The sequence below is a fragment of the Methylocystis sp. genome (genome assembly GCF_046349115.1).
Taxonomy (GTDB): domain Bacteria; phylum Pseudomonadota; class Alphaproteobacteria; order Rhizobiales; family Beijerinckiaceae; genus Methylocystis.
In genome coordinates this window covers 366,716-387,948 of sequence record NZ_JAXMCX010000003.1, presented here as the reverse complement: position 1 = coordinate 387,948, position 21,233 = coordinate 366,716, and the positions used below count along the sequence as shown (strand labels likewise).

The window sequence follows — 21,233 nt, the reverse complement described above, 5'->3', positions numbered from 1 at the left end:
ATGAAACCAATGCGCCGCCTGCCTGTCGCGCTGATGGCGCTCCTCGCCGCCTTGACGTTCTCCCCGATCGCCAAGGCGGGAGAGGCGACGGTCCGCGTCGCGCCGGTCGACGATCTGAAGGCGGTGGTCGCGTCGGTCGAGCCGGCGCATCAATTGACCGCGCGGGCGCGCATCGGCGGCACGGTGAGCGCGCTCAAAATCAAAGAGGGCGATGACGTCGCCGGCGGCGCCGAGATCGCCATGGTCGTCGATCAGAAGCTCTTCCTGCAGATGCAGGCGCTCGATCAGCGCATCCAATCGCAAGAGGCGCAGCGCGACAAGGCGCAGGCGGACTTCGGCCGTGCGCAGGAATTGTTTCGGCGCGGGGTCTATACCAAGGCGCTGTTCGATCAGGCGAAGACCGCGTTCGACGTCGCCGAGCGCAATCTCTCGGCGTTGCGGTCCGACCGCGGGGTGATCGAGCAACAGGCGGCGGAAGGCTCGGTGCGCGCGCCGGGGCCGGGACGTATCCTCACCATTCCCGTCTCCGTCGGACGCGTGGTGATGCCCGGCGAAACCATCGCGACCATGGCCGAGGACAAATACATCCTGCGCCTGCAATTGCCGGAGCGCCATGCGCGCTTCATGCGCGCCGGCGACAAGGTCGAGATCGGCGCGCGCGGCCTGCACGGCGGGACGGGCGAACGTAAGCAGGGACGCGTGCGCATCGTCTATCCCGAAATCCAGGGTGGCCGCGTCATCGCCGACGTGGACGTTGAGGGGCTCGGCGATTATTTCGTCGGCGAACGCGCGCGCGTATACGTCACGACCGGCAAGCGCGATACGATCCTCATCCCGCGCGACGCGGTCTATCGGCGCGCCGGCGTGGACTTCGTCCGACTCGCCTCCGGCGAGGAAATCGTCGTGCAGCTTGGCGAGAAGCGCGGCGACGCCATCGAGATTCTTTCCGGCCTTCAGGACGGCGACGTGGTTTCGACGCCATGAGCGAGGAGTTTCGTCCCGGCATTTCGGGAACGCTGACCCGCATCTTCATCAATTCGCCGTTGACGCCGTTGCTGCTGCTCGCCTCGATTTTCGTCGGGCTGATCGCGTTGCGTTCGCTGCCGCGCGAGGAGGAGCCGCAGATTTCCGTGCCGATGGTCGACATTATGGTGTCGGCCAACGGCTACAAGGCGCAAGACGCGATCGAACTCATCACCCGGCCGCTTGAGGATATCATCAAGGGCGTCAATGGCGTCGAACATGTCTATTCGCAGACGCGCGACGACAATGTGGTGGTCACTGCGCGCTTCTACGTCGGCACGTCGCAGGACAACGCCGTGCTGCGCATCCACGACAAGATACGCGCCAATATTGGCGATCTGCCCAAGGGCATTCCCGAGCCGTTGATCGTCGGCCGCGGCATCGACGATGTGGCGATCGTCGTGCTGACGCTGTCGGCGAAGCCTGAGCGCGCCGACCGCTGGACCGACAACGGCCTCTTTCAGGTCGCCGAGGAATTGCAGCATGACCTCACCAAGGTCGATAATGTCGGCTCGAGCTACATCGTCGGCGGCAGCCCCAATCAGATCCGCGTCGAACCCGATCCTGAACGCCTGTCGCAATATGGGGTGACGCTCAACCAGCTGATCGACAAGCTGACCAACGCCAACCGCTCTTTTCTCGTGGGGGCGTTCCGCGAGGACAATCGCGCGTTGCCGGTCGTCGCAGGGCAGACTCTTCAGGGCGTGCCCGACATCGGGCTGCTGCTGCTCACCACAAGGGACGGCAGGCCGGTCTATGTGAAGGATGTCGCCGATGTGCGCGTCGGCGCCGCCGAGCCGGACCGGCGCAGCTGGACGATGACCTGCAATGCGGCGGGCGGTCTCGATAAGCGCCCTGCCGTCAGTATCGCCATCGCCAAGCGCAAGGGCGCCAACGCCGTCGTCGTCGCCGACGAAATCATGCATCGGCTCGACGCCGTCAAAGGCCGCATCGTCCCCGACGACATCGAGATCGCGGTGACGCGCGATTATGGCGAGACCGCCACCGAAAAAGCCAATGAGCTGCTCTTTCATCTCGCGCTTGCGACCGTTTCGATTGTCGCGCTCATCGTCGTCATGGTCGGCTGGCGTGAGGGCGTCGTCGTCTTGGTGATCATCCCGACGACGATCCTGCTCACGCTCTTCGCCTCCTGGCTGATGGGCTATACGATCAATCGCGTCAGCCTGTTCGCGCTCATCTTCTCGATCGGCATCCTGGTCGATGACGCCATCGTCGTCGTCGAGAATATCGTGCGCCATTGGCATATGCGCGGCGACCGAAGCATGATCGACACGGCGGTCGAGGCAGTGGCGGAAGTCGGCAATCCGACGATCGTCGCGACGCTCACCATCATCGCCGCGTTGCTGCCGATGATGTTCGTCTCGGGTCTGATGGGCCCCTATATGAGCCCCATTCCGGCGAACGCCTCGCTCGCGATGGTCTTCTCCTTCTTCGTCGCGATGACGATCACGCCCTGGCTGTTGCTCAAGATCGCCGGCAAGCGTTTCGAAGAGGAGCGCGGCGAGGGCGCCGATCATGCGCATGAACGCGGCGCCATGGGCGATTTCTACGTCCGCGTCGCGACTCCCTTGCTGCAGGGACGCAAGCGCTCGCAACGGTTTCTCACGGCCGTCGGCCTCGCGACGCTGCTCTCGATGGGGCTGTTCGTCACGAAGACCGTTCGCGTGAAGCTTCTGCCCTTCGACAACAAGTCCGAAATCGCGGTCGTTGTCGATCTGCCGCGCGGCGCTTCGCTCGAAGAAACCGATCGGGTGCTGACGGCGGCGGCCGAGCGCCTTAAGGACATTCCGGAACTGACCTCGATTCAGTCCTATGCGGGCACGGCCGCGCCCTTCAACTTCAACGGACTTGTCCGGCACTATTACTTGCGCAACGCGCCCGAGATGGGAGATCTCGCAATCAATCTGCAGCCGAAAGGCGAGCGCAGCCGTGCAAGTCATGCGATCGCGCTCGACATTCGCAAGAAGCTCGAAGGCCTGCCGGCGCCCGAACACACCGCGATCAAGGTCGTCGAAGTGCCGCCGGGCCCGCCCGTTCTGTCGACGCTGCTCGCCGAAGTTTACGGTCCCGACGCGCAGTCGCGGCGCGATCTCGCGGCGAAGGTGCGCAAGGCCTTCGACGCGGTCGATTTCGTCGTCGACACGGACGACAGCTACGGCCAGCGCGCCGAACGCCTGCGCTTTGAAATCGATCAGGAAGCGCTCGAATTTCACGGCGTCGAGGAACGCGCCGTTTACGATACGATCGGCGCCCTGGTCGGCGGCGTGAAAATCGGCTTCTCCCAAAAAGGCGGCGGCGCCAAGCCGGTCGACATTTCCGTCGCTTTGCCGCGCACGGCGATGACGACGAGTGAGCGCATTCTGTCGACGCCGCTGCCGGCCGGCGGCACGGTGCGTCAAGGCGCCAATGTCGAACTCGGCGATGTCGTCAAGGCGACGCGGGAACTCGGCTCCTATCCGATTTTCCGTCACAATGGCCGCTTCGCCGAAATGGTCAGCGCCGAGGTCGCCGGGCGCTTCGAAGCGCCGATCTATGGCATGCTCGCGGTCGAGAATGAGATCAACAAGATCGACTGGGGACCTTCGGGTCCGCCAACGGTCAAATATCACGGCCAGCCGCTCGACGATTCGAAGCCGACGCTGCTCTGGGACGGCGAATGGGAGGTGACCTATGTCACTTTCCGCGACATGGGCGCGGCCTTCATGGTGGCGCTGCTCGGAATCTATCTCCTCGTCGTCGCGCAATTCGGTTCGTTCAAACTGCCGCTGGTGATCCTCGCCCCGGTGCCGCTGACGCTGGTCGGCATCGTCATCGGCCACCTCTTGTTCAACGCCGCCTTCACCGCCACGTCGATGATCGGCTTTATTGCGCTCGCTGGCATCGTCGTGCGCAATTCGATCCTGCTCGTCGACTTCATCCGGCATTTGCGCGCGCGAGGGATGAATTTGCGCGCGGCGCTGATCGAAGCTGGCGCGGTGCGCTTCAAGCCGATCTTTCTCACCGCCGCCGCGGCGATCATCGGCGCCGCCTTCATCCTCACCGATCCGATTTTCCAGGGCCTCGCCATTTCGCTCGTCTTTGGCCTCGCTTCGTCGACGGCGCTGACCCTGCTCGTCATCCCCGCAATCTATGTCGTCTTGCGCGACGATAAAATCCCAAGGAGGGCCTGATGATCGAAGACTGGGCGGCGCTCGCCAAGAAGCTCTCCGCCGATATAAGGGAATTGCGCGTCGGCGCGCCGGAGACGATGAAAGCCTTTTCGGCGATGGCGATGTCGGCGGGCGCGCAGGGCGCGCTCGACGCCAAGACCAAGGAACTGATCGCGCTCGCGGTCAGCGTCGCGGTGCGCTGCGACGATTGCATCGCCTTCCACGTCAAGGCCGCGTCCCAGCGCGGCGCGACGCGCGACGAGGTGATGGAGACGCTGGCGATGAGCATCTACATGGGCGCCGGGCCGTCGGTGATGTATGCGAGCCATGCGCTCGCCGCCTTCGCCCAGTTCGACGCCGAAAAGCAAGCCTGAGAAGAAAGGAACGACAATGACTCTGGGCTCTCTCCTGTCGAAACTTGCCGGCGGCGGCGCGACGCCGACGATCGAGCATGATGATTTCTGCCGAATCGTCGCGGATAAATCCTGCGCCATTGTCGATGTGCGCGAGCCGCATGAATATCACGCGGGCCATGTGCCGGGCGCGAAGAACATGCCGCTTTCGATCTTCGATCCGACGAAGCTGCCGAAGGGCGATGTCGTTCTTATTTGCCAGGCGGGCGGGCGTTCGGCCAAGGCGCTGGCGCAGGCGCAAAGCGTCGGACGCAAGGATGTCTGTCACTATGCGCCGGGCACCGGCGGCTGGCGCGCCCGCGGCGGCGCGGTGGAGTGATATGATACGAGATCGGTTTGACTAATTCGGCGGTCATTCCCGACGCGCGCAACGCGCGCGATCGGCAATCTAGAGCAAGTCCAGTGTACCTGGATCGGCTCTGGATTGCCGGTCAGGCCTTCGGCCTGCCGGCAATGACATCGCTTAAGCCAACAGATCGCCCTGATGCGTCTCAGTTCGTCATTGCGCAGCGACGGCGCGCAATGACGAAACTTGCGATGATGCGGCTCACGCCGCCTTTCCGAGCTTGGTCGCTTCCGCGACTTCGTTGATTTTGCCGGTCTTCACATCATAGATGTAGCCGTAGATCGGAATGTTTTTCGGCACCAGCGGATGCGAACGGATGCGCGCCACGTCCTGCGCGACGCTTTCCTCCTGATTCTTGATCGTGTGCCATTTGATGAAATGGCCGGCCGAGCAGCCGCCGCCATGTTGCGGGTTCGACCAGTTCTTGCCGTCGAACGCGGCCGTCGCGAGGTTATCGTCCAACAAGCCGCTCATCACCTCGTCGCAGAAGAGCTCCATGCCGCAATTGGTGTGGTGAATGACGAACCACTCATTGGTGCCGAGCAGCTTGTGCGAGATGACCAGCGAACGAATCGCGTCATCCGACGCGCGCCCTCCGGCGTTGCGGATGACATGCGCGTCGCCTTCGGCAAGGCCGGCGTATTTCGCGGGATCGAGACGCGCGTCCATGCAGGTCAGGATCGCGAAGCCGCGCGCCGGCGGCAGCGCGAGTTCGCTCTTCTTTCCGAAATTGGCGGCGTAAGCATTATTCGCAGCGACAACCTCGTTGACGATCTGGCTTGCCATGTCTCTCTCCCGTGTTGCGCATGTTGCTTACAAATTTTTCTTGACCAGCCTCAACATTGAAGCGCTTCAGCCTTCTTTTCAAGCAAACAAGCCGCGCGATCTTCGTGACATAGTCGCTTGACGATCATCGATATATATTGCGGGAAAGCTGGCGCTGTTATTGTATAACATTCGTTCAAACGCGCGCCGCAAAGGAGATGGCTGTCAAAAATGTCCAGTCCAGCAGATTTTTTTCCTGGTTTCGCTTCGCATTGGATCGATGCGCCGGCAGGCAAAATCTTCGCCCGAGTCCATGGCGAAGGCCCGCCCTTGGTTCTGTTGCACGGGTTCGGCGAGACGCTTGTCGCCTGGCGTAAGATTGCGCCGGCGTTGGCCAAGCGCTTTACTGTCGTCGCAATGGATTTGCGCGGCTATGGCTGGTCAGCCGCTCCGGAGAGCGAAAGAGGCGAGAATTATACGAAGCGGGAAATGGCGGGCGATGTCGTGGCTGTGATGGAGTCGCTCGGCCATGTGCGCTTCGCGCTCGTCGGTCACGACAGAGGCGCGCGCGTCGGCCAGCGCCTCGCGCTCGATCAGCCAGGCAGGCTGGAAAAAATCGCGCTCATCAACATCGCGCCGATCGACGATGATTTCGGCGACGGCGATTTGCAGCGCGTCGGACGGGCGCGCTTCCTCGCCGCCGACGCGCCCAAGCCTGAAGAGCTTATCGGGCTCGATCCGATCGGCTTTCTCGACGATGCGCTGAAGAACGGCGCGAAGGCGAAATCGCTCGAGCCCTTCGGCGCGGCGGCGCTTGCCGCCTATCGCCAGGCGTTCAACGACCCGGCGCGCATTCACGCCTTCTGCGAAGATTTTCGCGCCGGCGCGACGATCGATCGCGAGCATTTGAAAGCGGACAGAGCGGAGGGCAAGAAACTCGCCGTGCCGACGCTCATCGTCGCGGGCGAAGCGAGTTTCCCGAAGACGTCTCCCGCGCTCGCCGCCGCCTGGGGCGAATGGGGCGAGGACATCGTCGAGGCGCGCATCGACTGCGGACTGTTTCCAATGGAGGAAGCGGCCAGGGAGACGCTCGCCGAATTGGAGAATTTTCTGTGAGTCTCTACCGCGGCAAGACCGTCGCGCTCGCGCTGGGCGGCGGCGGCGCGCGCGGACTTGCGCATATTTGCGTGCTCGAAGCGCTCGACGAGATGGGGGTGCGGCCGGTCGCCATCGCCGGCGCCTCGATCGGCGCGATCATCGGCGCCGCTTATGCGGCCGGCTTTTCGGGCGCGGAACTGCGCGCCCATGCTCAGGCCATTCTCAAGAATCGCATCGGACTCGCCCGCCGACTGCTGCATGCGCGGGCGCGCGGACGCAAGCGGCTGCTGTCTCGGGTCGCGCATCCGCTGCTGTTCGACGGCGAACGCTTTCTTCAGGCCTTTTGGCCGCACGCCATGCCCGAGCGCTTCGAGGATTTGAGCATTCCGCTGCAGGTCGTCGCGACCGATTTTCGCCGCCGCGTCGAGGCGGTCTTCGCGACCGGGCCGCTGCGTCCCGCCGTGGCCGGGTCGATGGCGATACCCGGCATCGTGCGCGCCGCCGCCAGCGATCACGGCTATTTCGTCGACGGCGGATTGGTCAATCCGCTGCCCTATGATCACCTTTGGGGCCTTGCCGATATTGTCATCGCCGTCGACGTCTCCGGCAATTTCGGCGTCGAGTCAGGCAAGGGAGCGCCCTCCGCCTTCGAGACGATGATTGTCGCGAGCCAGATCATGATGAACGCGATCAGCTCGCGAATGATTGCCGAGAAGCCGCCCGACGTGTTGATCCGGCCAGAGGTGCATCAATATCTCGCGCTGGACCTCTTTAAGGCCTCTCGCATTTTCGCCGCCGGCGACGCCTGTAGCGACACGCTGCGCCATGGGCTGGCGCAGGCGGCGCTGCGCTTAGAAGCTCACCGCCGCGCCTGAAAGAAGTCGCGCAGCAGCTGCGCCGACTCGCTCTCGCGAATGCCGCTATAAACTTCGGGCCGATGATGGCAGGTCGGCTGCGAGAAGAACCGCGGCCCATGCTCCACGCCGCCCCCCTTCGGATCGCTCGCCGCATAATAGAGCCGCCTGATGCGCGCAAAGCTGATCGCCGCCGCGCACATGGCGCAGGGTTCGAGCGTCACATAGAGATCGCAGTCGACGAGGCGCTCCGATCCGATCTCGGCGCAGGCCTCGCGAATGACCAGCATCTCGGCATGCGCCGTCGGGTCAAGGTCGCGCAATGTGCGATTGCCCGCAGCCGCGATCACTTCGCCCCTGCGCGCCAGCGTCGCGCCGACCGGGACTTCGCCTGCGGCGGCGGCGGCGCGGGCTTCGTCGAAAGCGGCGGCGAAAGCATCCCTGCCGTTCATTTTCATCTCTCAAGCGATCGCGCTTCAAAGCGCGCCTGCCGCCTGCTATCAGAACCCATGACTGAAAAGAACCGCAATACCCGCGCCGGCGTCGCCGGCGGCGATCGACCCTTGCGCCGGCGCGGCAAGGAGGCGCCCGCCACGGACGCCGCCGCGAGCAAAGGCGCGAGGCCGACAAAGCCACGCTTCGACAAACCCCGTTTTGATAAGGCACGCTCTGACAAATCCGCTGCGCCTCGCGCCGATAGCGCGCACGGCAGGCGCCCCGTGAAGAAACCCGTCGTCGCGCTTGAACGCGCGCCTCACGACAAAGCCTTCGAGGGCGAGCGGATCGCCAAGGTCATGGCGCGCGCCGGCGTGTGTTCGCGCCGCGACGCCGAGCGCTGGATCGCCGAGGGCCGAGTCGCGGTCAACGGGCGCGCGCTGATCAGTCCCGCCTTCAATGTGCGGGACAGCGACAAAATCACGATCGACGGCGCGCCGATGCAGGAACGCGAGCGCACCCGGCTCTTTCTCTTCCATAAGCCCGCTGGCTATGTCACCACGGCGCGCGACGAGGAAGGCCGCGCCACGGTGTTTTCCTATCTCGAGGAGCGCCATCTCGATCTGCCGCGTCTCGTCAGCGTCGGCCGGCTTGACATCAACACCGAAGGGCTGCTGCTGCTCACCAATGACGGCGGGTTGGCGCGCACGCTTGAATTGCCGGCGACCGGCTGGACGCGGCGCTACCGTGTGCGCGCGCATGGCGCGATCGATCAGGCGCGACTCGATACGCTGCGCGACGGCGTCACGATCGAGGGGGTCAATTATGCGCCGATCGAGGCGCGGCTCGAACGCGCGCAGGGCGCCAACGCCTGGATCGCGATGAGCCTCACCGAAGGCAAGAACCGCGAGATCAAGCGGGTCATGGCGCATCTCGGGCTCGACGTGACGCGGCTGATTCGCGTCTCCTACGGGCCTTTCCAGCTCGGCGATCTTGCGGAAGGCGCGGTGGAAGAAGTGCGGCTGAAGACGCTGCGCGAGCAATTGGGCAAATCGCTTGCCGAACTCGCCGGCGTCGACTTTGCTGCGCCGCTGCGCGAGAAGACGCCCGAGGAGCAGCAGGAAGTTCGTGAGCGCATCGCGAAGCGTCCGCGCAAACATGTCTCCACGTTGCGCGAGGAAGGCGACGCGCGGCGCGACGCCGGTCCCCGCGCGCGGGTGACGCGCGGCGCCGTCGCCGACCGCAAGGGCCGCGCCGTCGCCGTCGAGCGGGTGACGCCGGTTCGGGGCAAGGCGCAGGAAGAGACTCCATCGCGCAATGCGCGGCGTTTTGAATCGATGCGCGGCGATGGTCCGCGCCACCGGCAGGAGGCGGGAGCGGCGCGCCCAAGGCGCGACGGCGCGCCCCGCGACGAACGTTTCCTTGGCGAGGAGAGACGCCGTCGCGACGACCGCGCCGCGCCCGAACAACGCAGACCGCCCCGCTTCGAAGAAGCGCCTGGGGCGCGTCCGGCGCGCGCGCCGCGTGAGCGAGGGGACGAGCGACGCGACGAATTTTCGCGTGAGACCCGGAGATTCGAGAAGCGGCCCGACGATCGCGCCAGCGCTCAGAGAAATTTTCGCGCGGCCGATCGCGATGAGGCGCGTTTTGACAAGCGTCCGCCGCGTCGGGACGGCGACGAGGCGCGACGGGACACGCGCGGCGTTGGCGCAAATCGGCAGGAACGGCCGCGAACATTCGACAAGCGCCCGCCGCGCAGCGGCGAGCGTGAATTTTCGGCTGGCGACCGCCCACCCCGCGAGCGCAAATTCGATCAGCCCCGCTCGGGCGGAGACGCGCGGCCCTCGCGCAGCGGCGGACCGTCTCGGGGCCCGCACAAAGGTCCACATAGCGGACCAGGCAAAGGTCCAGCGGGCGGCCGAGGCGCGCCGCGCAAAGGACCGCCCAAAGGACCCTTCAAGGGACCGCGCAAAGGGCCGCCTAAAGGACCGCGCAAGCCGCGCGGCGCTTAAACCATGCGCATCGTCGGCGGCGCCCTGCGCGGTCGCGCGCTTTCCGGACCGCGCTCGCAGGCGATCCGGCCGACGTCGGAGCGGCTGCGCGAATCCGTCTTCGACATTCTCGCGCATCGCTTCGGCGATCCGGTTTCCGGCGCCAAAGTCATCGACCTCTTTGCGGGCGCCGGCGCGCTCGGGCTAGAAGCTCTGTCGCGCGGCGCGGCGCTCGCGCTTTTCGTTGACGACGGCGCCGAGGCGCGCGCCCTGTTGCGCGCCAATATCGAAGCGCTGGGACTTGGCGGCGTTACCCGCATCTTTCGACGCGACGCGACAAAGCTCGGGAACGCGCCGCCGGGCGAACAATTTTCGCTCGCCTTTCTCGACCCGCCTTATGGCAAGGAACTAGCGACGCCCGCCCTCGCGGCGCTCATCGACGGCGGCTGGCTGGCGCCGGGCGCCGTCGTCGTCATCGAGGAAAGCGCCAAGGCGCGGATCGATCTGCCACCCTGCCTGTTACGCGAAGACGAGCGCGCCTATGGCGACACGCAATTCGTCTTCGCGCGTTACGTTTCTTAGCGCTTCGACAAGACGCGTTCACTCGAAGGCGACTTGGACGCGCGTCACCGCGCGGTCGAAGAATCCCGTCGGGAGATAGCACAGCGGATTGGTCGCCAGCGGCGCTTCCTTGCAGTGCTCATGCGCGCTCGACCAGGAATAGCCGGCGCGCGCCATGCAGCCGAGAATGTATTGGCGAATTAAATGATCCGGATCGATGCGGCGGTTTTGGGGATAGGCCGATTCGCCATCCAATTCGCAGGCGGAAGTCTGAATCTGCTGCGCCTTGAAGAAGGAGGAACTCGATCCGATCAATCCGGCTTCGGCGCCGACGACCATCGCCAGTCCTCCAAAGAAGGCGGCGACCGCCGTCACCTTGCTCGCCTTGAACTGCACGTCGAGCAGCGAAAGCAGGCCGGCCGCCGTCAAGGCGACGCCGATGAAGATTAACACGAGAATCATGACTATCTCCGTCTTCTGAGTAGTGTCGCGCCGCCGCCTGGCGATTGCGCGTAGACAATTCGTTGCGTCGCGCGACGCGATGGCGTCGGCGAAAGAGCGCAACGAAGCTCATGAAGGGAGTGTGTGTGTCGAACGCGTCGTGGTCTGCGACTTAGTCACGAGCGTTCAAGCTTTGCTTAAAGCGCAATGGCCGCCTTCAAAGCTTCTTCTTCAATTCATATAGCGCCGCCAGCGCTTCGCGCGGCGTCAACTGGTCAGGATCGATCTCGTTGAGTGCGTCGCGCAGCGCGTCCTTTGGCGCCGAAGCCTCGGCGACGCGCGCGAAAAGCGGCAGATCGTCGATCAAGGTCTCGACCGGGGCGCGACGATCCGCCGCCTCCAATTCAGCGAGTATCGCGTGCGCGCGCGCGACGACGCTTGCCGGCAATCCTGCAAGCTGCGCGACATGCACGCCATAGGAGCGATCGGCGGCGCCTTTGATCACCTCATGCAGAAACACGATCTCGCCGGCGTGATCGGTCACTTTCATCGTCAGATTGACGAGACGCGGCAGTCGCTTCGCAAGCTGCGTCAGTTCGTGGAAATGCGTGGCGAATATCGCGCGCGAGCGATTAACCTCATGCAGATGTTCGATCGTCGCCCAGGCGATCGACAGCCCGTCGAAGGTCGCGGTGCCGCGGCCGATTTCGTCGAGAATGACCAGCGAGCGCGGGGTCGCGCAGTTTAGAATCGCCGCGGTTTCGACCATCTCGACCATGAAGGTCGAACGCCCGCGGGCGAGATCGTCTGACGCGCCGACGCGCGAGAACAGCCGATCGACGACGCCGATGCGCGCCGATGTCGCGGGCACGTAAGAGCCGATTTGCGCCAGAAGCACGATGAGCGCGTTCTGACGCAGATAGGTCGATTTGCCGGCCATGTTCGGCCCGGTGACCACGGCGATCCGGCCGCTCTCGGCGCCGCCGAGATCGCAATCATTCGCGGCGAAGGCCTGGCCCTGCGATCGAAGCGAGGTCTCCACGACCGGATGGCGCCCGCCGACGATGTCGAAATCGAGCGAGGCGTCGATCATGGGGCGCGTCCAGCCGCGCTTCTCGGCGACTTCCGCAAGCGCGCCATAAAGGTCGAGCCGCGCGAAAGCCTCGGCGAGACGCTGCAAGTCTTCCGTCTTCGCGCGAATCTCGGCGGCCAGAGCGTCGAACATCGCCAATTCGCGCGCCAAGGCGCGATCGGCCGCCGACGAGATTTTTGCTTCAAGCTCGACAAGTTCGCGCGTCGAAAAACGCATCGCGTCGGCCATGGTTTGGCGATGCGTGAAGGTCGCGTCGAATGGCGCCCGCAGCAGCCGTTCGCCATGCGCCGGCGAAACCTCAAGAAAGAAGCCGAGAAAATTATTGTGCTTGATCTTCAGCTTCGTTCCGGTGAGTTCGGCATAGCGCCCCTGCAGTTCGGCGATCACCTTGCGGCTCTCGTCGCGCAGCCGTCTTGCGTCATCGAGTTCGTCGTCGCGGCCTTCGCGAATGAAATCGCCGTTACGCTTGTCGAGCGGCGGATTGTCTTTCAATGCCGCGCCGATATTTTGCGCGAGCCCGATATCGGCGCCAGCGAGCGTTTGCGCCTCCGCGCCGATTTCCGACGGCGGCTCAAGCGGCGCGAAGAGAAGGGCGATGTCCCGCGCAACCTCAAGCGCGACGCCGACGCTGGCGAGATCGCGCGGTCCGCCGCGCTCAAGCGACAGTCGCGACAGAGCGCGAAAAAGTTCCGGGGCGCGGGCGAGTCTGGCGCGAAGCGCGCCGCGTAAGTCCGGCCTTTCGATAAGGAAGGCGACGGCGTCGAGCCGTGCGGCGATTGATCGCGCATCCGTTAAGGGCGCGGCGATGCGCTCGGCGAGAAGCCGCGCGCCGGCAGGCGTGACGGTGAGATCGACGACTGACAGCAGCGAGCCCTCGCGCGCGCCCGACAGCGTGCGGGTCAATTCGAGGTTGGCGCGAGTCGCTGCGTCGATGTCGAGCGTCGTCGCTTCACGCAGACTCGTCGGACGCGAAAGCGCTGGGCGCTGTCCCTTTTGCGTGCGCTCGACATAGAGGATCGCCGTCGCGGCGGCGGCGAGTTCGACATTGCTCAAGGCGCAAAAGCCGTCGAGCGTCGCCACGCCGTAAAACTCCATCAGGCGCTGCGCCGCATCGGCGCCGCCGCCAATTTCGCGGCCAATCGGCGCGACCGGAATGCCCGCCGCCTCGAAAATCGCCGCAAGCGAAGAGTCCCCGCACAGCGCATCGGCGGCGACGATTTCGCGCGGCTCGAGACGCGCGATCTCGGCGCCGAGCGCATTATCCTGGCGCGTGCAGAGCATGAAGGCGCCGGTCGAAATATCGACGCTCGCGAGGCCAAATCGCCACGTCCCGTCGTCACCGCGTAAGCGCGCGATCGCTAGAAAGGCGTTGGGCCGCGCCGGATCGAGCAAGGCGTCTTCGGTGATCGTGCCGGGCGTGACGAGCCGCACGACGTCGCGCCGCACCACCGATTTCGCGCCGCGTTTTTTGGCTTCGGCGGGGTCTTCGATCTGTTCGCAGACCGCGACGCGATGACCGAGCGCGATCAGTTTTTGCAGATAATCATTGGCGCGCTCGACCGGCACGCCGCACATCGGAATGTCTTCGCCGAGATGCTTGCCGCGCTTGGTCAGCATGATGCCGAGCGCCCGCGAGGCGGTCTGCGCGTCTTCGAAAAACAATTCGTAGAAATCGCCCATGCGATAGAACAGCAGGCAATCGGCGTTGGCCGCCTTGATCTCGATATATTGCGCAATCATCGGCGTCGCGCGCGCCGACGCTCTGTCGTCGGGTCCTGGCGTGGAAGGGGGCGCGGCGTGTTTCATCGGCGCGAGTGTAGCGGCGTCGGGGCTTAAGCGCCACGCGGGACGCACACTCAGATGTGGACGACATGACCGCCTGCGATTAAACTTTCCTCGCATAATTGATTGCTTGATGAACTATGGAGGCAGGAATGAATTTTTCCGCCAGGCGATTTGTTGTTCTCGCCGCCGCCGCGAGCCTTTGTCCGTCAGCGCTTGCCGCAGAGCTTTGCCCGCCAGAATCAACCACTCCTTGGAGCGTTTCAGCGCCGGCTTTTTCGAAGGCCGACGCGCGCGAAAATATCAGCGGCTTTGTTTGCGCGCCGGATGCGCCGGATTATTGTCTCGTCGTCGCCGATGAAGGCCGTGAGGCCGCCTTCGTGAGCCTGCACGAGGGTGGATTGGCCGCGATCGGCGCACCCTTCGCCTTGCCTGTCGCGTCTCACGAATTCGACGCCGAGGGTGCCACGACCGACGGCAAATTTTTCTACATCGCCGGTTCGCAGTCGGTGAAGCGAAGAACCTGCGAGGACCATCCCGCGAATCGTGTCGTGCTGCGCTTCGACGTCGACCCGGCGAGGCGTCCGCCAGTTACAATCAAATCTACCGGCGAACTATGGAAGATTATCGAGAGCCTGCCGGAATTCGCTGGTCACGCCGGGCCCAACGCATGCCTCGGCGACAATTCTCCGCAAAGGAGGACCGATCTCCCGGGCAAGCAAGGCGTTAATATCGAGGGCGTCGCAGCGAAGGACGGGCGACTTTATTTCGGCTTCCGAGGCCCAGCGATCGACGGAGATGCGTTGCTTTTGGGCGTCGACGCAAAGGCCCTCTTTGAGGGCGGCGCCGCAGCGCCGAGCGTTGCCCGCATAAAAGTAGGAAAAAAGCGCGCGATTCGCGATCTGACGATCGCAGATGGCGCGCTCTTGGCGCTCGTCGGCCCGGATGACGACAATCTTCCCTTAAACTATTCAGTCTTCCGAATTGAAAGTCCCTATCAGGGGTCGGCGAGAGCAGCCGAACTCGCGGCGCTCGATTTAGATAAAGCTCCTCGAGACAAGAAAGGCGAACCGATCAAGCCGGAAGCTATTGCGCTGTTGGACGCGACTCCAGAGCGTTATCGCTTGCTCGTGCTTTCGGACGGGGGCGAAGACGGAGCGCCGCTGGTCTTCAACATTCCACGCAGGCCATAAGAGAAAAACCCACAAGAGCGTTCTTCTGGGTTTTTTCAGTTCCGCTCCGTGGCCAAGCCGCAGCTGCGCTGATGAGCGTTGTCGCAGCTGAAAGGAAGTAGAGAACGATTCCTGATTTGCGGGTCATCTTCGTCGCCTCCTTCGTCTTGGCGATCTTCGCAAGGCGTTGACGGAGGATGCAGGCGGGCGTTTCGCTTCTTCCGCTCTCCGAAGATTTTGTGGCGGAGACGCTGGTCTTTGCGAGGCCAAAACGCTTGTGAACGCGGCGGCGCTCCGGTTATGGTCGCCGCGCTGCGTTGCAACACCAAAGGGGCGGGCATGGCCGACGACATGGCGGGGACTCGGGCGGACGGAGAACAGCGCGCGACGATTTCGGACAAGGAGGCGCTGCTCTTTCATTCGCGCGGCCGACCTGGAAAGCTCGCCGTCGTCGCCTCGAAGCCGATGGCGACTCAGCGCGACCTGTCGCTCGCCTATTCGCCGGGCGTGGCGGCGCCCGTGCTCGCCATCGCCAAGGACCCTTCCGCTGCTTTCGACTTCACGACGCGCGGCAATATGGTCGCCGTCATTACCAATGGCACCGCGATCCTCGGCCTCGGCGATCTCGGCGCCTTGGCGGCGAAGCCGGTGATGGAAGGAAAGGCGGCGCTGTTCAAGCGTTTCGCCGACATCGATTCGATCGATCTCGAAATCGATGCGAAGGAGGTCGATGAGTTCGTCAACGCGGTGCGCTATCTCGGCCCGTCATTCGGCGGAATCAATCTCGAAGACATCAAGGCCCCGGAATGTTTCGTCATCGAGGAGCGGCTGCGCGACCTCATGGACATTCCGGTGTTTCATGACGATCAGCATGGCACCGCGATCATCTCCGCCGCCGGCCTGATCAACGCGCTGCTGCTGACCGGACGCGACATTGGCGATGCAAAGCTCGTTTGCAACGGCGCCGGCGCTGCGGGCATCGCCTGTCTCGATCTCGCCAAGGCGCTCGGATTCGATTCGCGTAACGTCATCCTGTGCGACACCAAGGGCGTCGTCTACCGCGGCCGTCAGGAAGGCATGAACCAATGGAAGAGCGCGCATGCCGTCGACACCAAGGCGCGCACGCTGGCCGAGGCGCTGGAAGGCGCTGATATTTTCTACGGCCTTTCCGTCAAGGGCGCCCTGACGCCGAAAATGCTTCACGCCATGGCGGACAATCCGATCGTCTTCGCGATGGCCAATCCCGATCCGGAAATCACGCCGGAAGAAGCGCGCGCCGCGCGCGCCGACGTGATCATCGCCACGGGTCGTTCCGACTATCCGAACCAGATCAACAATGTTCTCGGCTTTCCCTATATTTTTCGCGGCGCGCTCGACGTTCGCGCCCGCACCATCAATATGGAGATGAAAATCGCCGCGGCGCAGGCGCTCGCCGAACTCGCGCGCGAAGACGTGCCCGATGAAGTGGCGAACGCCTATCGCGGCGCGCGGCCGCGTTTTGGACGCGATTATCTTATCCCGGCGCCTTTCGATCCGCGCCTGATCTCGATCATCCCGCCGGCGGTGGCGCTTGCGGCGATGGACACTGGCGTCGCGCGACGGCCGATCGTCGACATGAAGGCCTATCGCGCCGAACTCTCGGCGCGCCGCGATCCGATCGCGGGGCTGATGCAGACCATTCACGAACGCGTGCGCCGCGATCCCAAACGCGTCGTCTTCGCCGAGGGCGAGGAAGAGCAGGTGATCCGCGCCGCGCTGGCCTTCGTTCACCAGGGCTTCGGGCGCGCCGTGCTGGTCGGCAGGGAGGATCGCGTCAAGGATGCGGCGGCGAACGCCGGCCTCGAATTGCCCCCCGAAATCGAAATCCACAACGCCAAGCTCTCTCACCGCAACGCCGTCTATGCGCAATTCCTGTTCGAGCGCCTGCAGCGCAAGGGATTGCTGATGCGCGACTGCCAGCGGCTGATCAATCAGGACCGCAATCATTTCGCCGCGGCGATGGTGGCGCAGGGCGACGCCGATGCGATGGTGACGGGCGTGACGCGCAATTTCTCCCATGCGCTCGAAGACGTGCGGCGCGTCATCGACCATAAGCCCGGCCACCGTGTCATCGGCGCTTCGCTGATTCTCGCCGCCGGCCGCATCGTCGTCGTCGCCGACACGGCGATCACCGAAATGCCCGACGCCGAGGAACTGGCTGAAATCGCCATCGAGGCGGCGGGGGTGGCGCGCCGCATCGGCCTCGAGCCGCGCGTCGCCATGCTGGCTTTTTCGACCTTCGGCTACCCGCCGGGCGAACGCACGGCGCGGGTGCATCAGGCGGTCAAAGTGCTGGACCGGCAGCGCGTCGATTTCGAATATGAGGGGGAGATGGGCGCCGATATCGCGCTCAACAAGGATTTGATGAGCGCCTATCCGTTTTCGCGCCTCACCGACACGGCCAATGTTCTTGTCATGCCAGCGTTTCATTCGGCGGCTATTTCGACAAAAATGTTACAGGAGCTTGGCGGCGCGACCGTGCTCGGGCCGCTGATCGTCGGACTCGACAAACCGATTCAAATCGTCCAACTCGGCGCGACGGACACTGAAATCGTCAATATGGCGGCGCTCGCCGCCTTTGGCGTCGGGGGGTAACCCGCCCACCCTAGTCGGGGAGGGTCGCGCCCTAGGCGCGGCGGGTCCCCGCATCGCGCCCCCTGCTCACGCCTGCCACCCGCGCGGCTTCCCCCTCAGCGGGGAGGCGAGCGCATATGAAGCGAGAGATGAACGCTCATGAATATTGCGATGATTGGTTCGGGCTATGTGGGTCTGGTTTCGGGCGCCTGTTTCGCCGATTTCGGTCATAACGTGATTTGCGTCGACGCCGACGCCGGCAAGATTGCGCGTCTCAAGGCTGGCGAAATTCCGATCTACGAACCCGGCCTTGACGAACTCGTCGCCAATAATGTCGAACAGAAGCGGCTCTCCTTCACCACCGAACTCGAAGCGTCGGTGAAGAGCGCCGACGCGGTCTTCATCGCGGTTGGCACGCCGTCGCGGCGCGGCGACGGCCATGCGGATTTGTCCTTCGTCTACGCCGCCGCCCAGACCATCGCCAACGCGCTGGACGGCTTCACGGTCGTGGTCAACAAATCGACCGTTCCCGTCGGCACCGGCGACGAGGTCGAGCGCATCATTCGGGAAGTCAATCCGGACGCCGATTTCGCCGTCGTGTCCAATCCCGAATTCCTGCGCGAGGGCGCTGCGATCCAGGATTTCAAGCGACCCGACCGCGTCGTGATCGGCGTCGAGGATGAACGCGCAAAGGAGGTGATGGAGGAAATCTACCGGCCGCTGTCCCTCAACGCGCCGCCGCTGGTCTTCGTCGGCCGCCGCACCTCGGAACTCACCAAATATGCGGCGAACGCCTTTCTGGCGACCAAGATCACCTTCATCAATGAAATCGCGGATCTCTGCGAGAAGGTCGGCGCCGACGTGCAGGACGTGGCGCGCGGCATCGGTCTCGACAAGCGCATCGGCGGCAAATTCCTGCACGCCGGTCCCGGCTATGGCGGCTCCTGCTTTCCGAAAGATACGCTGGCGTTGATCAAGACCGGGCAGGACGAGGGCGCTTCGCTGCGCATCGTCGAGACGGTGGTCGCAGTCAATGACGCGCGCAAGCGGGCGATGGCGCGCAAGGTCATCCATGCGCTCGGCGGCTCGGTGCGCGGCAAGAAGATCGCGCTCCTCGGACTGGCCTTCAAGCCCAACACCGACGATATGCGCGACGCGCCCTCGCTCGCCATCGTCGCCTCGCTCGCCGGCGACGGCGCCAAGGTGCACGCCTATGATCCCGAGAGCATGGCCCAGGCGCGTCCGCTGATGCCGGAGGTCACCTTCCACGACAACGCCTATTCGGCGCTGGAGGGGGCCGACGCGCTGGCGATCGTCACCGAATGGGACGCCTTCCGCGCGCTCGATCTCGACCGGGTGAAGAGCCTCTTGAAGCAGCCGATCATTGTCGATCTGCGCAATGTCTATCGCCCGGGCGACGTGCGCAAGCGCGGCTTCACCTATGTGAGCGTCGGGCGGAAGTAGGACGGATCATCCCGTTTCCGTCCGACCCGCCCGCGGACTATTCTTGACGCGCGTCTTGCGCGCGATTGAGAATCAGGGGCAAAATCAACGCTTCCGGAACTGCTCTGGAGTCCCGGCCGGGCTTCGGCCCTGCGGGAATGGCGCGTCAAGCGAAAGCGATCAACGGGAATTGATGTCGGGTGGGGCCTTTGGGAATGACGGACGACGAAAGAGCCATTCGCGAACTGGTCGAGGCGTGGATGGTCAGCAGCAAGGCGGGCGACCTTCCAGCGGTTCTCGATCTAACGACTGACGACGTGATTTTTATGACGCCGGGCGGACAGCCGTTCGGCAAGGCGGCCTTCGCCGCCGCGTCGGAAAACATGAAGAGCGTTTCGCTCGAAGGACATAGCGAAATCCAGGAGCTCAAGGTTTTGGGCGACTGGGCCTATCTGCGCAATTACGTCGAGATGACCGCGACGCCAGTCAACGGCGGCGCCCCCGTGCGTCGGACCGGCTATACGCTGACCATTCTGCGCAAGGAAGCGGACGGACGGTGGCGGCTCGCCAGAGACGCAAATCTCATGGCGACGGACGCCTCCTGAACCCAGCGGACCGACGACGGGCGCAGCCGCGCCGGCTCACTGCGCGGCGAGCTTGATCTCGGGATAGCTACACTTCTCGCCGTTCTTCTCGTCGACATGGAGATGCGACGGCGGCTCGACGAAGGGGATGCCGAGAGTCTGCCAGACGTCGACCAGCGCCTCGACGAGGCCCGCGATATGTTCATGCGTGTGGCGCGGCGTCGGCGTGACGCGCAGCCGCTCGCTTCCCTTCGCCACGGTCGGATAGTTGATCGGCTGGATGTAGATCGAGTGGCGTTCGAGCAGCATGTCGCTCGCCGCCTTGCACAGTTCGGCGTCGCGCACCATCACCGGCACGATATGCGAGCCATTGTCGAGCAGTGGCAGGCCGGCGGCGGCGAGGGCGTGTTTGGTGATATGCGAGGCGCGCTGATGCGCCGCGCGCAGATCGGGCCGGCGCTTGAGCAGACGCACGGCGGCGCAGGCCGCGGCGGCGACGGCCGGCGGCAGCGCCGTCGTGAAGATGAAGGAGGCGGCATAGGAGCGGATCGCGTCGATGATGACGGCGTCGCCGGCGATATAGCCGCCCATCGTGCCGAAACCCTTGGCGAGCGTGCCCTCGATCACATTGACGCGGCCCATCACGCCTTCGCGCTCGCAGACGCCGCCGCCGCGCGCGCCATACATGCCGACCGCATGGACTTCGTCGACATAGGTCATCGCGCCATAGCGCTCGGCGAGGGCGACGATGTCGGCGACCGGCGCGATATTGCCGTTCATCGAATAGAGGCTTTCGAAGACGACGAGCTTGGGCCGCTCGCCCGCTTCGATCAGCAGCTCTTCGAGATGCGCGAGATCGTTGTGGCGGAAGATTTTCTTTTCGGCCCGCGAGCGTTTCACGCCCTCGATCATCGAATTGTGATTGGAGGCGTCGGAGAGAATGACGCAATTGGGCAGGAGGTCGGCGATGGTCGAAATCGCCGCGAGATTGGAAATCCAGCCAGAGGTGAAGACGAGCGCCGCCTCCTTGCCGTGAAGGTCGGCAAGCTCGTGCTCAAGCTCGACAATCGCGTGGCTGGTGCCGGAAATGTTGCGGGTGCCGCCCGAGCCGGCCCCGACCCGCGCCGCCGTGTCGATCATCGCGGCGATCACCTCGGGGTGCTGGCCCATGCCGAGATAGTCGTTGGAGCACCAGATCGTCACCGGCTCGACCGAGCCGTCGTCGCGATGCCAGTTGGCGAGCGGAAAAAGTTCGACGTCGCGCTCGAGATGGGCAAAGACGCGATAGCGGCGCTCGTCCTTGAGACGGGAGACGGCGGCCTCGAAGTAACGCCGATAGACCATGCTCCAACCCTTTTATTTTTCTTGTCCATGAGTATGACGACATGGCCCCCGTCCTGCCCGTCGTCCAGTTTGGACGGTTTCTTACATAGCCGATCCGTGACAGGA

17 protein-coding genes are annotated in these 21,233 nt (G+C 64.2%); 12 read left to right on the top strand and 5 right to left on the bottom strand.

Features of this window, described 5'->3' with window-relative positions; genetic code table 11:
- The first annotated feature begins 9 nt into the window (after positions 1-9).
- From U1E20_RS11270 to U1E20_RS11255, 4 genes are read left to right on the top strand one after another with little or no spacing between them, the layout of a single operon-like run.
- Complete coding sequence (locus tag U1E20_RS11270) at positions 10-984, top strand: efflux RND transporter periplasmic adaptor subunit (protein WP_409980693.1); 975 nt, start codon at positions 10-12, stop codon at positions 982-984.
- Positions 981-4,214: an efflux RND transporter permease subunit gene (locus U1E20_RS11265; protein ID WP_409980692.1), complete on the top strand. Its 3,234-nt coding sequence runs from the start codon at positions 981-983 to the stop codon at positions 4,212-4,214. The genes U1E20_RS11270 and U1E20_RS11265 overlap by 4 nt, the downstream gene beginning before the upstream one ends.
- On the top strand, positions 4,214-4,567 hold the full coding sequence (locus U1E20_RS11260; protein WP_409980691.1) for a carboxymuconolactone decarboxylase family protein: 354 nt from the start codon (positions 4,214-4,216) through the stop codon (positions 4,565-4,567). Before U1E20_RS11265 ends, U1E20_RS11260 begins: the two co-directional genes overlap by 1 nt.
- A 16-nt stretch (positions 4,568-4,583) precedes the next feature.
- Complete coding sequence (locus U1E20_RS11255) at positions 4,584-4,925, top strand: rhodanese-like domain-containing protein (protein WP_409980690.1); 342 nt, start codon at positions 4,584-4,586, stop codon at positions 4,923-4,925.
- A gap of 228 nt (positions 4,926-5,153) precedes the next feature.
- Here the strand turns inward: U1E20_RS11255 and U1E20_RS11250 are convergent, their stop codons facing one another.
- Positions 5,154-5,738 carry a beta-class carbonic anhydrase gene (locus tag U1E20_RS11250; RefSeq protein WP_409980689.1) on the bottom strand — a complete coding sequence of 195 codons (585 nt, stop codon included), beginning with the start codon at positions 5,736-5,738 and terminating at the stop codon, positions 5,154-5,156.
- Positions 5,739-5,948: 210 nt separating this feature from the next.
- Here U1E20_RS11250 and U1E20_RS11245 point away from each other — a divergent pair, with 210 nt between their 5' ends.
- Both U1E20_RS11245 and U1E20_RS11240 read left to right on the top strand, forming a co-directional pair.
- On the top strand, positions 5,949-6,833 hold the full coding sequence (locus tag U1E20_RS11245; RefSeq protein ID WP_409980688.1) for an alpha/beta fold hydrolase: 885 nt from the start codon (positions 5,949-5,951) through the stop codon (positions 6,831-6,833).
- Entirely contained in the window at positions 6,830-7,690 is an 861-nt protein-coding gene (locus U1E20_RS11240; RefSeq protein WP_409980687.1) for a patatin-like phospholipase family protein, read from the top strand. Before U1E20_RS11245 ends, U1E20_RS11240 begins: the two co-directional genes overlap by 4 nt.
- Here the strand turns inward: U1E20_RS11240 and U1E20_RS11235 are convergent.
- Positions 7,675-8,127, bottom strand: a complete 453-nt coding sequence (locus U1E20_RS11235; protein ID WP_409980686.1) for a nucleoside deaminase — start codon at positions 8,125-8,127, stop codon at positions 7,675-7,677. The two genes, U1E20_RS11240 and U1E20_RS11235, sit on opposite strands and share 16 nt — an antisense overlap.
- Before the next feature lie 261 nt (positions 8,128-8,388).
- On the opposite strand from U1E20_RS11235, the gene U1E20_RS11230 reads away from it, so the two are divergent.
- Together U1E20_RS11230 and rsmD are read left to right on the top strand one after the other, a co-directional pair.
- Entirely contained in the window at positions 8,389-10,116 is a 1,728-nt protein-coding gene (locus U1E20_RS11230; RefSeq protein ID WP_409980685.1) for a pseudouridine synthase, read from the top strand.
- Positions 10,117-10,119: 3 nt separating this feature from the next.
- The gene (gene rsmD, locus U1E20_RS11225) at positions 10,120-10,677 is read left to right on the top strand and encodes a 16S rRNA (guanine(966)-N(2))-methyltransferase RsmD (protein WP_409980684.1); all 558 of its coding nucleotides are present in this window, start codon (positions 10,120-10,122) and stop codon (positions 10,675-10,677) included.
- 18 nt (positions 10,678-10,695) lie between these two features.
- On the opposite strand, the gene U1E20_RS11220 is transcribed toward rsmD, so the two are convergent.
- On the bottom strand, positions 10,696-11,118 hold the full coding sequence (locus U1E20_RS11220; protein ID WP_409980683.1) for a hypothetical protein: 423 nt from the start codon (positions 11,116-11,118) through the stop codon (positions 10,696-10,698).
- Positions 11,119-11,314: 196 nt separating this feature from the next.
- On the bottom strand, positions 11,315-14,050 hold the full coding sequence (mutS, locus tag U1E20_RS11215; RefSeq protein WP_409980819.1) for a DNA mismatch repair protein MutS: 2,736 nt from the start codon (positions 14,048-14,050) through the stop codon (positions 11,315-11,317).
- A 74-nt stretch (positions 14,051-14,124) separates the two neighbouring features.
- Here mutS and U1E20_RS11210 point away from each other — a divergent pair, with 74 nt between their 5' ends.
- The 4 genes from U1E20_RS11210 to U1E20_RS11195 all read left to right on the top strand — a co-directional run bounded on the left by U1E20_RS11210 (position 14,125) and on the right by U1E20_RS11195 (position 19,805).
- Positions 14,125-15,165 (top strand): DUF3616 domain-containing protein, encoded by a 1,041-nt coding sequence (locus tag U1E20_RS11210; protein ID WP_409980682.1) that lies wholly within the window; start codon positions 14,125-14,127, stop codon positions 15,163-15,165.
- A gap of 318 nt (positions 15,166-15,483) precedes the next feature.
- Positions 15,484-17,778: an NADP-dependent malic enzyme gene (locus tag U1E20_RS11205; RefSeq protein WP_409980818.1), complete on the top strand. Its 2,295-nt coding sequence runs from the start codon at positions 15,484-15,486 to the stop codon at positions 17,776-17,778.
- A 138-nt stretch (positions 17,779-17,916) separates the two neighbouring features.
- Positions 17,917-19,221 (top strand): UDP-glucose dehydrogenase family protein, encoded by a 1,305-nt coding sequence (locus U1E20_RS11200; RefSeq protein ID WP_409980681.1) that lies wholly within the window; start codon positions 17,917-17,919, stop codon positions 19,219-19,221.
- Between the two features lie 194 nt (positions 19,222-19,415).
- Complete coding sequence (locus tag U1E20_RS11195) at positions 19,416-19,805, top strand: YybH family protein (protein ID WP_409980680.1); 390 nt, start codon at positions 19,416-19,418, stop codon at positions 19,803-19,805.
- A gap of 36 nt (positions 19,806-19,841) precedes the next feature.
- Here the strand turns inward: U1E20_RS11195 and hemA are convergent, their stop codons facing one another.
- Positions 19,842-21,128, bottom strand: a complete 1,287-nt coding sequence (gene hemA, locus U1E20_RS11190; RefSeq protein ID WP_409980679.1) for a 5-aminolevulinate synthase — start codon at positions 21,126-21,128, stop codon at positions 19,842-19,844.
- Positions 21,129-21,233: the final 105 nt, after the last annotated feature.